The organism is Magnetococcales bacterium (genome assembly GCA_015231925.1).
Classification (GTDB): domain Bacteria; phylum Pseudomonadota; class Magnetococcia; order Magnetococcales; family JADGAQ01; genus JADGAQ01.
This window is the reverse complement of record JADGAQ010000126.1, coordinates 1-12,207: the sequence shown is the minus strand read 5'-3', so window position 1 is coordinate 12,207 and position 12,207 is coordinate 1. Positions and strand designations below refer to the sequence as shown.

The 12,207-nt window shown below is 61.9% G+C and carries 13 protein-coding genes; 7 read left to right on the top strand and 6 right to left on the bottom strand.

Annotation, left to right across the window (positions count from 1 at the left end):
* Positions 1-150: 150 nt before the first annotated feature.
* From HQL56_13355 to HQL56_13345, 3 genes are read left to right on the top strand one after another with little or no spacing between them, the layout of a single operon-like run.
* Positions 151-1,029 (top strand): hypothetical protein, encoded by an 879-nt coding sequence (locus HQL56_13355; protein MBF0310507.1) that lies wholly within the window; start codon positions 151-153, stop codon positions 1,027-1,029.
* 55 nt (positions 1,030-1,084) lie between these two features.
* Positions 1,085-1,312 carry a DUF433 domain-containing protein gene (locus HQL56_13350; GenBank protein MBF0310506.1) on the top strand — a complete coding sequence of 76 codons (228 nt, stop codon included), beginning with the start codon at positions 1,085-1,087 and terminating at the stop codon, positions 1,310-1,312.
* Positions 1,309-1,641 (top strand): DUF5615 family PIN-like protein, encoded by a 333-nt coding sequence (locus HQL56_13345; protein ID MBF0310505.1) that lies wholly within the window; start codon positions 1,309-1,311, stop codon positions 1,639-1,641. The genes HQL56_13350 and HQL56_13345 overlap by 4 nt, the downstream gene beginning before the upstream one ends.
* Before the next feature lie 124 nt (positions 1,642-1,765).
* Here HQL56_13345 and HQL56_13340 read toward each other — a convergent pair whose 3' ends face one another.
* The gene (locus HQL56_13340; GenBank protein MBF0310504.1) at positions 1,766-2,632 is read right to left on the bottom strand and encodes a ChbG/HpnK family deacetylase; all 867 of its coding nucleotides are present in this window, start codon (positions 2,630-2,632) and stop codon (positions 1,766-1,768) included.
* 79 nt (positions 2,633-2,711) lie between these two features.
* On the opposite strand from HQL56_13340, the gene HQL56_13335 reads away from it, so the two are divergent.
* Positions 2,712-5,423, top strand: coding sequence for a glycosyltransferase (locus HQL56_13335; GenBank protein MBF0310503.1), 2,712 nt, complete (start codon positions 2,712-2,714; stop codon positions 5,421-5,423).
* Positions 5,424-5,490: 67 nt separating this feature from the next.
* Here the strand turns inward: HQL56_13335 and HQL56_13330 are convergent, their stop codons facing one another.
* Positions 5,491-6,207 (bottom strand): class I SAM-dependent methyltransferase, encoded by a 717-nt coding sequence (locus HQL56_13330; GenBank protein ID MBF0310502.1) that lies wholly within the window; start codon positions 6,205-6,207, stop codon positions 5,491-5,493.
* 188 nt (positions 6,208-6,395) lie between these two features.
* Here HQL56_13330 and HQL56_13325 point away from each other — a divergent pair, with 188 nt between their 5' ends.
* A complete protein-coding gene (locus HQL56_13325; protein ID MBF0310501.1) occupies positions 6,396-6,833 on the top strand; it encodes a DUF3617 family protein in 438 nt (145 codons plus the stop codon).
* Between the two features lie 105 nt (positions 6,834-6,938).
* Here HQL56_13325 and HQL56_13320 read toward each other — a convergent pair whose 3' ends face one another.
* Complete coding sequence (locus tag HQL56_13320; GenBank protein MBF0310500.1) at positions 6,939-7,802, bottom strand: response regulator transcription factor; 864 nt, start codon at positions 7,800-7,802, stop codon at positions 6,939-6,941.
* 162 nt (positions 7,803-7,964) lie between these two features.
* Here HQL56_13320 and HQL56_13315 point away from each other — a divergent pair, with 162 nt between their 5' ends.
* Positions 7,965-8,828, top strand: a complete 864-nt coding sequence (locus tag HQL56_13315) for a SapC family protein (protein MBF0310499.1) — start codon at positions 7,965-7,967, stop codon at positions 8,826-8,828.
* The gene (locus HQL56_13310) at positions 8,821-9,477 is read left to right on the top strand and encodes a hypothetical protein (GenBank protein MBF0310498.1); all 657 of its coding nucleotides are present in this window, start codon (positions 8,821-8,823) and stop codon (positions 9,475-9,477) included. The genes HQL56_13315 and HQL56_13310 overlap by 8 nt, the downstream gene beginning before the upstream one ends.
* Positions 9,478-9,496: 19 nt before the next feature.
* On the opposite strand, the gene HQL56_13305 is transcribed toward HQL56_13310, so the two are convergent.
* The 3 genes from HQL56_13305 to HQL56_13295 all read right to left on the bottom strand — a co-directional run bounded on the left by HQL56_13305 (position 9,497) and on the right by HQL56_13295 (position 12,046).
* Entirely contained in the window at positions 9,497-9,928 is a 432-nt protein-coding gene (locus HQL56_13305; protein MBF0310497.1) for a hypothetical protein, read from the bottom strand.
* Positions 9,929-9,989: 61 nt separating this feature from the next.
* Complete coding sequence (locus HQL56_13300; protein ID MBF0310496.1) at positions 9,990-11,177, bottom strand: phosphoglycerate kinase; 1,188 nt, start codon at positions 11,175-11,177, stop codon at positions 9,990-9,992.
* Positions 11,178-11,380: 203 nt separating this feature from the next.
* The gene (locus HQL56_13295) at positions 11,381-12,046 is read right to left on the bottom strand and encodes a metalloregulator ArsR/SmtB family transcription factor (GenBank protein ID MBF0310495.1); all 666 of its coding nucleotides are present in this window, start codon (positions 12,044-12,046) and stop codon (positions 11,381-11,383) included.
* Positions 12,047-12,207 lie beyond the last annotated feature (161 nt).

The following is a 12,207-nucleotide window of genomic DNA, read 5'->3' as shown; positions in this document are numbered from 1 at the left end:
ACATCCGGCAGGTCGGGAAGCCCCCCTTGAGCGATTTTCGCTATATTTATCAAGCCGATTTTGCACCCGTCAACCTTGCGGAAAAAGACGGGCTCACCCAGTTCGTGCTGCAGGCGGTGAAACCCTCGCGTCTGCAAAGGCCCTGAGTCCGTGGCAGCTCCGATCTTCATCGAACCGGGAGAAACCCCGGTCTGGCAACCTCAATCCCGCACCGCGCTGGTCACTCTGGCCATCGGCCCGGCGTATCGGGCCAACTGGCAGCGCCTGGCCCGCGCCTCCTGGCAGGTCTATTGCGACCGCTTCGGCTTCGATCTGATCGTCATCAGCCGCTTTCTGGATGCATCGCCCCTGGCGGCCAGCCGTTCGCCGGCCTGGCAGAAGCTGCTGATCCTGAGCCAACCCTGGTCCGCCGGGTACGAACGGCTGCTCTGGCTCGACGCCGATATCCTCATCCGGCCCCACGCTCCCGATATCCGTCTGGGGGTGCCGCTGGAAAAGGTGGGCGCCGTGGACAACTATGCCCAGCTTTCGCCCGTCGAAAGCCAGATCCGCCTGGAGCGCAGCAGCGCCGCAACCCGACCGCAACTGCCCCCGGTGCAGAGCCTGGCCGAGGTGAGCTGGGCCTGGGAACGTTTCATCAACCACATGTACCGCAACCTGGAAAAGCTGGACACGGCGGAAACCCGCATGCTCAACACCGGGGTGATGTTGCTCTCCCCGGCGCACCATCGCACCCTGCTGGAAACGGTCTACTCCACCTATCCGCAACGCACCCAGGGCTACGAACAATTGCCCCTCTCCCTGCACCTCTTCCGGGACAACCTTTGCTACCTGCTCAACCCCCGTTTCAACTGGGGCCTCTTCGAGATCCTGGCGGTGCATTGCCCCCGCCTGTTGAGCAAAGAGGAGCCCTTTCCGCGGGAACTCTTCCGGGAGTTGCTTGCCGGGCAAATGCAAAACGCCTGGTTTCTGCACTTCGCCGGCGTGGGATGGATGATGGGGGAGTTGGAGGGGGTGGAAAGAGCTTGACTTTTCCGGAGGAAGGACTAAACCTGGAGCAAATGCCTCGGTTGGGGAGAAAGCCATGGATTATCAAGACCGTATCACCCTTGAACTCGGAAAACGGGGTGGGCGTCCCTGCATCCGGGGGATGCGGATAACGGTGGGGGATGTGCTGGACAGACTGGCCGCCGGGCAATCGACGGAGGAGATTCTGGAGGATTTTCCGGAATTGCAACGCGAGGATATTCTTGCCTGTCTGGCGTTTGCCGCAAATCGGGAGCGTCGCTCTCGGGTTGTTTCTGCGGCATGAAATTGTTTCTGGACCAGAATCTGTCCCGGCGCATGCTTCCTCTCCTTCAGGATCGGTTTCCAGGTTCCACACAGGCTTGGGTTGCGGGGATGGACAGGGCTCCGGACTTGAAAATTTGGAATTATGCTAAAAGGGAAGGCTTTGTCATCGTGACACAGGACGGTGATTTCCAGGAGATGAGTTTGCTGAGGGGCTGGCCTCCCGCTGTAATCTGGTTGCGTACAGGGAATATCCACTGGAAGTCTCTGGCGGAATTGTTGCTGGGTGTTGACCCCATTCTGCTTCAGTCTCTGGAGTGTGGGGATGTGTCCTGGATCGAAATATCCTGATTCGACCCTCGCAACGGTTTTGGAAAACCCTTTCCAGGCAGTTGCGTTGCCCCGTCTCCATCGATCTGACCCTTTCCACGGCCTGGATATTGCTCCCGGATATTTTGACGTGCCTCATTGTTGATCATTCTGCTACACTTTCCGGCAGCCGCAGTTTCGCTCCGGCGTTGCGCAAGGCCTGGGGCAGGGCATCCCCCGCCAGGGCCGCGTACTCCTCCTCTCGTTCCCCAACCACCGCGTCCGCCCCGGCCAGGATGGCATCGGCGTATCCCGGATGGCACATGATCAAAGCCCCCTCCAATGGCGGGCTGATGAAGGATTCCAGCAGGGACGCGAACCCCGAGGTCTTGAAATCCCGCACCCCCCGGAAGCCGTTGTTGCCGGGGATTCCGGCGCGACGCAGCCGGCGGGTTTGCGAAAGGCCCATCAGGCTGATCAGGCTGGCTTTGAGCGGGGAGACGCCCCGTCGCCAGATGGCGGGCAGCGGTTCGGTGCAGCGGCGGATCCAGGGCTTGGGGTTTGCCGACGCGGGCCAGCGATTTTGATAATGCTCAAGCAGCAACGAGCCGATAACAGGTAACTGATGCACATGCTGATGCCCGTCGATGAACGCGGGGGCCCGGCCGAAGTGCAAATCGAAAGCCGCGAACTGCCGTTCGATCTCCCCCGCCACTTCGGCGGCATCGAGGCGACGGCCATAGGCCAGGGCCATGAGTCGCGGCAGGGACGGCAGTCGTCCGTCGGGCGCCAATTTCGGCATGGCACCCAACGGGGGGTGATCCGTCAGTGTCAGATGCAACCCCACCTCGACCCGATGGCCCAGAGGGCGCAATAGAGCCGCCTCCTCGGGCCAGAATGGGGAGAGGGTCATGCAACTGGTGGCACTCAGCCGGTTGGCGGCGACGAGGGAGCGAATGGCTCGCCCCACACCCGGGGCCAGCCCGTAGTCGTCGGCGCATAACGTGATGCAGGGTTTGCCGGTTATTGCCATACCGTTTCAGGCTCCACAGGTCGAGAATCATATCATCCACCCCATGATGCCGTCAGGCTGTCGGAGGCGCAAGAACCCTATGGGCGACGTTGAGCAACCGGGTATTGACGGTGAGGTGGTTCCGACGGCGATCTTTTCGATCGTCGTGCCCTTTTACAACGAAAAGAACAACATCGACGCCCTGTTCCACCGGCTCCTGCCGGTGTTGAACCAGCTCGCTGAACCGTGGGAAGTCATCTGCGTCAACGACGGCAGTCGCGACGCCACCCTGGCTGGCCTTGCGGCATGGCACGAACGGGAAGCCCGCATCAAGGTGATCGACCTCTCGCGCAACTTCGGCAAGGAGGTGGCCCTCTCCGCCGGACTGGCCCATGCCCAGGGGCGGGCGGTGATCCCCATGGACGCCGATCTGCAGCATCCCCCCGAGATCATTCCGGAAATGGTGCAACGCTGGCGCGAAGGCTACGACGTGGTCTACGCGGTGCGCCATTCCCGTGTCGGACAAAAGGCCTCCCGGCGTCTGCTGTCGCGTGGTTTCTACTGGGTCTTCGAACATCTGACCGGCATGCCGTTGCCCCGTGAGGCGGGGGATTACCGTCTGCTGGACCGCAAGGTGGTCGATGTCATCAACAACATGCCCGAACGCAGCCGTTTCATGAAGGGCATCTTCACCTGGGTCGGTTTTCGCCAGACAGGGGTGCCTTACGAGCAGGAGGAGCGCGTCGGTGGGGCCTCCAAATGGGGCAGCGTCAAACTGTTTCGCTTCGCCGCCGTTGGTTTGACCGCCTTCTCCAACTTTCCGCTACGGGTCTGGGGTGTGGTGGGGGCCACGGTCTCCCTGCTGGCCTTTCTCTACATCTTCTACCGGGTGGTGCGCACCTTGGTATACGGGGTGGACATCCCCGGCTACGAATCGATTCTGGCCGCCATTCTGTTCATGGGGGGCATGCAGCTTTTGACCCTGGGTTTCATCGGGGATTATCTGGGCCGCGTCTTCGACGAGGTCAAGGGCCGGCCGCTCTACATCATTCGGGATGCGCTGGGCATTCTGGGGCTGGCCCGTCCCCCTTCCCGCGAGCCATCCGGCAGCATGGCCGAACCGGCGCGGCTTCTGCCCCCAAAAAGCATGCCGGTCCACGTCGAAGCGGCGCCTTCGGCACAAACCTGCATGGCCCAACGCCATTGGGAGAGCGCCTTCCTCTACCGCGATCTGGCCAAGGTGGCCATGCTGGTGGTCATGGCTCTGGTCATGCTCAACTATCAGGACTACGGCATCACCACCGACGAAGAGGTGCAGAACGACTATGGCAAAATGATCCTGTCGTGGTATGTCACGGGCTTCAAGGATCTCTCGGCCCTGACCTACAAGGATCTCTTCTATTACGGCGGCCTGTTCGATTTCGTGGCTGCCGTGCTGAACACCTTCTCCCCTCTGGGCGAATACGAAACCCGTCACCTTCTCGGCGGGCTGGTCGGGGTGCTGGGACTGGCCGGGGTGTGGAAACTCGGTGGCTTGCTGGCGGGGGAGAGAGCCGGATTCCTCTCGGTGATCCTGCTGGCGCTGACCCCGGCCTACTTCGGTCCCAGCTTCAACAATCCCAAGGACATTCCCTTCGCCGTCGGCATGGCCTGGACCCTTTACGCTTCGGCGAAACTGGTGGCCATGCTGCCGCGACCCTCTCTGCGCAGTGTACTCTTCTTCGCCACCTGCCTGGGGCTGACCTTGGGCACCCGTGTCGGAGGTGGTCTGGCGGGCATCTATCTCCTTCTGGTCCTTTTGACCTGGGTTGGCTTGCGCTGGAGGGAATCGCGTTCCTGGTTCACTACCCTGAAAACGAGTTTCCCGCTGATCGCCCGCCTCCTGCCCGGTCTTCCCGTGGCCTGGGGGGTGATGCTGGTCTTTTGGCCCTGGGCCTGTCAGTCACCCCTGAATCCCCTGGTGGCCGTCCATCACTTCACTCACTACTCCATCAACCTTGAAACCCTTCTGGATGGCAAGTGGGTCTCCGCAAAACAGCTTCCGGCGAGTTATCTGCCTACCTATTTGTTGGTAAGTCTGCCGGAAGTCGTTCTGGTGGGGTTGTTGCTGGCGGCGGTGTTTGCCGGGTTGAAATGGCGGCAGATGCGACAGAACGGGCTTGACGAGACCCGCTTCCTGCAAGGCCTGCTCCTGGTAATCTCTTTCGTCCTGCCCATGCTGATTTTTCTGGTGGAACGTCCCACCGCCTACAACGGCATACGCCACTTCGCCTTTCTGCTGCCTTCCCTGGCGGTGATGGCGGCTATCGGTCTGCATCGGCTTTGGGAGCGATTTTCCCGCTTCTCCCCGAAGTTGGGCAACGGTTTTGCCGTAGCCTTGACCGGTTTTCTGCTGGTCCAACTCTGGATCATGGACGGGCTGCATCCCAACGAATACATCTATTACAACGCCATTGCCGGCGGGGTCAGCGGGGCCAAGGGGCGGTTCGAACTCGACTACTGGGGCAACTCCCTGGCGGAGGCCACCCAGGAACTGGCCGACTACGTCATGATGGAGAACGGGGGCAAAATCGAAGGCAAGAGCTACAAGGTGGCGGTCTGCGGACATCGCCTGGCGGCGACCTATCACATGCCTCCCTTCCTGAAGTATACCCCCAATCCGGCGGATGCCGACTTCATCATCGCCTTTACCCAGCATGGTTGCGACCGGGTCTTCGGGGGACGGCAGATCATCGGGGTGGATCGCGGTGGCGTCGATCTGAGCGTGGTCAAGGATCGCCGGCCTTTGATCCTGGGGAAACCGTCGGGTTAGGCCTGCCCGTTCCCCAATATCCGAACGCAAAACAGCCCCCGACGGGGCTGTTTTGCCGTGGGCCTCTTCAAAACGCCGAAACCACCACCTTCTTGCCGTTGACTTCATACAGGCGTTGTTTGAAACCCCGGCCATCGGGATGGTCCTCGATCTCCATGACCAGGGGCAGGTGGTAGTAAAGGTTGGCGATAAGTTTTTGAGCGGCCGGGCTGTCGCGGCGTCGGGCCAGCAGGTAGGTGGGGAAATCCTCCGCCGTCAGGGCCAGAAAGTGGTAGCCCCGCTCCCGCACGAAGCGATCCACCGCCTCGATCACGCCGAAACCCATGTGGCTGGCCAGTTGATGGTTGGTGTAATCGTGCCCCAGGATGAAACCATCCTCCTTGACCAGGGCATCGTAGCCGGTCAGATCGTCCCAGACCCCTTCGAAGGTGTGCAGGGCGTCGATGTAGATCCAGTCGAAGGGGGTGCCCTGAAAAGTCTTGAGGGCATCGCCGGAGAAGGCGCGCTGTATCACCACCTGCCCGGAGGCCGTTTCGGCCTGAAAGCGTCGGCACACCGCCTGAAAACGCGATTCCTGCTCCCCGTCGGAGACGTTGTTGATGTCTTTGGCGTAGCTTTCCGTCTCCTGATGGATCCAGGGATCGATCAGATGCAGCCGGGCCGGTTGGGCGATTTGCAGAATGGTTTGGGAAAAGTGGCCTTCGGCGACGCCGATTTCGGCAACGGTGGCGTTTTTGGGCAAAAAGGCCAGCAACTGCGCCCGGGTGATGGGACAAAAGATCATGGAGCAGACTCCTTGATGGCCGGACAGGCGGGAACGGATTTCCCGGATGGCAATCCCTTGCGGAAAAGAGTATACAGGATCCTGGCATGGGTGCGAAGCCGCTCCGGCACCATGCGGGTCGGTTGGGGTGGCCCACCGGGGGGGAGCGGGCGTCGAAAAGCGGATACTGACCTGCGGAGAGGGAAGAGATGAGAAAGGCAAGCGTTGCGGGACTGATCCTGGCGATGGGCTGGTGCATGACCCTGCAGGCCGATGGGCTTGAAGGCGCCAAAGAGGGACTCTACGAAATCTCCATGGCGACCCAGATGCCCGGTATGCCCATGGACATGGGGCCCCAGACGATCCAACAATGTATGAAGAAAGACGATTTCAAGGATCCCCAGCGCCTGTTGCAGGAGGAGGGGGCCGTTGAGGAGTGTCAGGTCACGGATCAGAAGATGGGCAGTCAGAACCTCACTTTTTCCCTGAACTGTCCGGCGGAGCACATGACCGGCAAAGGTGACTACACCTTTTCCGCCACCGGGTATTCCGGAGTGGTGGTTATGACGGTTCAGGGCATGGAGGGCGGCGGGCCCACCACCATGACCACCAAGATTCAGGCCCGGTACATGGGACCGTGCAATTGATCAGCGGGTTGCCCCATGCCGTCGTGGCGCCCGGAGGGAGGGGTCTCCGGGCGTCACGTCGGGGCGTGGTGACCACTCCCCATCTTCCGGCCCAAGGCGTGGTGATCAGGCGCGAAGGCGTTGCAGGGGCAGGCCCCGGCCCTGCCGGATGGTGGCGGTGAAGGCATAGCCGCGACCGTAGGCGGCGGAGAGGGGCAGGGGTTGTTGCAGGTGTTCCAGCACCTTGCGGCGCAGGCGCAATACCAGGGTGTCGATGGAGCGCCAGCAGGAGGGGGTGTCGGTTTTGCCCAGAGCGTTGCACAGCACCGAGCGGGGCACCACCTGTCCGTTTTGCCGGGTGAGGGTCTCCAGGAGGAGCTTTTCCATCACCGAGAGTTTAACCATCTCTCCGCTGGGGGCATGCAGCACCCAGGAGAGATTGTCCAGAATCCAGTCCCCTTCCTTGTCGGCAGCCGGTTCGTTGGCGGGGGCCAGTGGCTGGGAGCGGCGCAGAAGGCTTCGGGCCATGGCCTGGATCAGAACGGCGTCGGTATTGGCCGGCAGAATGGCATCGGCCCCGGCATTCAGGCAGCCCACCCAATCGGTTTTGTCCGGCTGGGGGTTGATCAGGATCAGACCGACCGGCCCCGCCTTGCGCACCTGGCTGATCAGGGGCAGTTCCGCCCCCACCCCCGAAAGATCCAGAATCACCAGATCCATGGGATGTTTCTTCAGGAAGGCCTGGGGATTTTCCCGGGGCGACAGGATGTGGACCCGTTCCTGGGAACTCTCCAGAAAGGCCCGGAGTTCGGCGCTTTGCGGCGACTCCTCCGCCACCAGCAGATAATGGCTGGTGGCCTGGCGCAACAGGCCGGAAAGGGCGTTCCGGCTCTCCCGGACACGCCTCCGGGACGTTGTGGCCGGGGAGTCCCCGACAGCCTGAGAAGCGTCCTGCTCGGGAGAGGTTTTTTTGAAGGTCGGTATGGTCATCGAATTTCTGTATAAATGAGAGATTGGGCGTGTATAGAGTTGGGCTGATTTCGATCCTGGCATATTGTACTCTGCCCTGTCGATATTTCGATCTATAATGGGTTATAACCCGAATGGCTAGGGTGAGTTTGAACGATCATCAACCATCTGGAAAGGATTTTCATGAACGGGCAAAGTCCCTTTCGGGAGGGGAGAGGGCGGAAGAGCGTGGATCCGACGGTCCTGGGGCCGCGCCAGCCGGAACCCCCCAAGCCCCACCGCTTTCCGAAAGCGGCCGGGGCGGACCCGGCGCGGATTCAGCAGCGGAATCCGATGTATCGCCAACCGGCGGTTCTGAACGGCAATCGCCACCGGGAGTGGCGATTGGATCTTCCCGAGGGGGACTACGGATTCGCCGCCGGGGTGAACTCCCTGATGGTGACGGGGGTGGAGTTCGCTCTGGCGGCGCGGGAGTACGCCATTGTCTTCGCCAGGGGCGATGCCGGCCAGGTGGTGCCGGTGGTCATGCTGGGGCTGTCGCGGGGGGAGAACCTCTTCCTGGACGGGCAGGGGCGTTGGCAGGGACGGTATATTCCGGCCTACGTGCGGCGTTATCCCTTCATTCTGGCGGAAGATGGCGATGGCAAGCTGGCAGTGTGCATCGACGAAGCCTCTCCGGCCTGGAACCGGGAACGGGGAGCGGCCCTCTTCGGGGAGGGTGGGGAACAGAGCGAGCTGTTGAAGAGCGCGGTGCGCTTTTTGTCGGAGTTCCAGGCGCAATATCTCAAGACCGAGCGGTTCATCAACCGCCTTCAGGAGATGGATTTGCTGACGGAGTGGGCGGCACGGGCACTCCTGCCGTCGGGAGAGGCCCTCTCCCTGGGTGGGGTCTTGTGCGTGGACGAGAAAAAATTGCTGGCCTTGCCGGAACAGGAGGTTCTGGACCTGTTCCGTTCGGGGGAGATGGCCTGGATTTACAGCCACCTGACCTCGCTGGCCAATCTTCGGGAACTGACCTTGCGCAAGGGGTGTGTATCGCATGGCTGACCGTCGCTGCATGATCGCCGGATTGATGATGGGGGTTTGGCTGGCAGGGCCGGCTGTGGCGGAGGAGTCGCCGCCGGAGGAGAAGAGCGCCCCGTCCGCCGAGAAACCGGCCAAGGGGAAGGAGCGCTCCGGCAAGGAGGATTCCAGGAAGGAGGCCCCCAAACTTCAAACCCGGACCGTGGAGGTCTACGACCGCTTCGAGCGTCAGTACACCGTCAAGGGGCCTCAGGTCATCTTCAACGCCAAGAAGAACGGCTATTTATGCGTGACGGAACTGCAGCGCGTCCATTCCCTCGCTGCCAAGCTCGATTCCTATCAGCTCCGGGCGGATTGTGCGGTTCAGGGGGGATTGGGTGAAGTCAAATCGGCCTTCGATTCCGGCGGAACCGAGCTTGCGGCAAAATCCGTCGATCGGGGCAAGGTCGACGGTTGGGTGAACGAGCTGGTGACGGTCACTCTGCGGGAGACCTATTTGCGGGAGGCCGCCAAACAGGGGGAATTCGCCGTCAAGATCAAGGGGGCTTTGCAGAGTGTGATCCTCACCCTGCCCGTCAACCATGTGAGCGCCTTCCTGAACGATGCGGAGAAGGTTCTCAAGGAGGCCCAGGCGGCGATGGCGCCCAAGTCGGATAGCCGGGGAGTGCAGTAGCAGCGCCTTCTGTGGTGGATCAATGAGTTTGTGCGGGGGTGAGCATATCCACCACGCGCAGCAGGGCCTGGCAGACCCGCCAGATCACGGAAGTGCTCAGGAAGATCTCCTGGGCGTTGTTCATGTCGCCGATCTGGATCATGTAGCCGTTGGCGATGACGAAGAGGGTGATGCGGGTGGAGTCGGAGGCGATGTGCTGGGTTTGGGCGCGATAGACACCTTCCACAAGGCGCTTGGCCAGTTCGCGGGCGTCATCCAGGGAGAGTCGGACCAGCTCCGGGGTGGAGCGACTGGCATTGAAGGCGTAGACGGCATCGATCTGAACCTCGCCGTTGGCCAGGGCGGCGAAGCGAAGCTGATTCATCAGTTTGCCTTCGGGGAAGAGAAAGGCGCGTTCGTCCAGATCGACGCTGACGGCGTGCAGGACGGTCAAGGGATCGGTTGAGTTCATCGAAGCCTCCGGTCGGGACAAGGCGGGAAGGGGCGGGGGGGAAAGATCCCCCCCGAAGGGCTCAACACTCGGCCAGCGCGGCGATTCCCGGCAGTTCCCGTCCTTCCAGCATCTCCAGGAAGGCGCCGCCTCCGGTGGAAATGTGGTTGAAGGAGGCGGCCACGCCGGCCATGGCCACGGCGGCCACCGTATCGCCGCCGCCCGCGACGGTCATGGCGCCGCTGTTGGCGATGAGCCGGGCCATCGCCACCGTGCCCTGATCGAACGGGACCGTTTCGAAGGCTCCCGGAGGGCCGTTCCAGACGATGGTGCGGGCCTTGCCCAGCAGCTCTTCCAGATTGGCCAGGGTTTTCGGCCCGATGTCCAGCCCCATCCAGCCCGCGGGAATGGCGTCCGCAGCCACGATACGGGTTTCCACTCCGGCGGCCAGGGTTTGGGCGATGACCGCATCCACCGGCAGATGCAGCCCCACGCCCCGTTGCCGCGCCGCCTCCTCGGCCTTGCGGGCCGTTTCCAGCAAGGCCTCTTCCACCAGCGAGTTGCCGGTTTCGCCGCCTCGGGCCCGCAGGAAGGTGAAGGCCATGGCCCCGCCGATGAAGAGGTGATCCACCTTGGCGGTCAACGACTCGATGAGCGCCAGTTTGGTCGAAACCTTGGAACCGCCCAGAACCGCAACCACCGGTCGCTCCGGTTGCAACAACCCTTTGCGGAAGGCCTCGATCTCCGCCTGCAGCAGATAGCCCGCCACAATCGGCTTGCCGAAGGCCCCGATGCCCACATTGGAGGCGTGTCCCCGATGCGCGGTGCCGAAGGCGTCGTCCACCACCACGTCGGCCAGTCGGGCCAACTGTTCGGCAAAGGCGGGGTCGTTGGCCTCCTCACCGGGATGAAAGCGCAGATTCTCCAGCATCAGCACCTTACCGTTGCCCAGGGCAGCCACCGCCGCTTCCGCCGTCTCGCCGACACAATCCCCGACCATGGCCACCTCCTGCCCCAACAGGCCGGTCAGACAGTGGGCCGCCGGCTTCAGGGAGTATTCCGGAGCCACCTTGCCGTTGGGACGCCCCAGGTGCGAGGCCAGAATCACCCGCGCCCCCTTCGACAGGGCGTGACGGATGGTGGGCAGGGACTCGCGGATGCGGGTGTCGTCCCGCACCCCGCCGGACTTGTCCAGGGGAACATTGAAATCAACCCGGATGAAAACCCGCTTGCCAACGAGATCAACGTCTCCAAGGGTGCATTTGCGCATGGCCGTGTCCATTTCAGTCTGGTGAATGTGCGATTTTCCACACGATGAAGGTGGGGATAAATATATACATAAACGTATATATCCTCAAGTGTATCTTTTCTCCCCCAATCAAAAAAACGCCATTCTGCCCGAGAATGGCGACGGAACACAGGGAAAACGAGAGGGGGCGGGAGATCCGGGGGGTGAAAGCTCTTCCCCGGTTTTCACTCGCCGTCTTCCACCGGCAGGTGGGACTGCCGCCACTCCGGATAGCCCTCTTCCAGGCGTTGGGCCCGGAAGCCCTTCTCCCGCAAGCGGGCGACCGCCTCGAAGGAGAGTACACAATAGGCCCCCCGGCAGTAGGCCACCACCTCCCGGTCCGGCGGCAGTTCGTGCAGGCGTCGCTCCAGCTCCTTCAAGGGAATGTTGATCGATTTGGGCAGATGTCCCGCGCGATACTCCTCGGGGGGACGCACGTCCAACACCGTCACCGTGCCTTCCCGCATGCGTTCCAGCAGCTCTTCCCGAGGCAGAGGCTCCAGACCGTCCCTGGAGAGCAGATAGGTGCGCACCAGCTCCTCCACCTCTCCCAGATGGCGTTCCGCCAGGCGGCGAATGACCCCCAGCAGCGTGACCACTTCCACATCGGAGAGGCGATAGTGGACGAAAAGCCCCTCTTTGCGCGTCTCCACCAGTCCGGCGTGACGCAACTGCTGCAAATGTTTCGAAGTATTGGCTACCGACAGGCCGGTCAGTTGCGCCAGGGCATCGACCGTCCGCTCCCCCTGGGCGAGAAATTCCAGCATGGCCAGACGATGTCCCTGGCCAACCGCCTTGCCGATGCGGGCCAGATGATCAAATAGCTCCTGCTTGAACGAAATGGTTGACATTCAGTCCTGCTGTCTGTTTGAATATTATTCAACCAGGCGGTTGAATATTGGGAAATCAGTCGGTTCCCACCCGCCGAGGGCAGCCCCTTCCACTAGGGCGTGTTGGCATTCACCATCTTTTGGTCCCCGGCGGCGTTGCAATCCGGTTCGGAATGCTCATG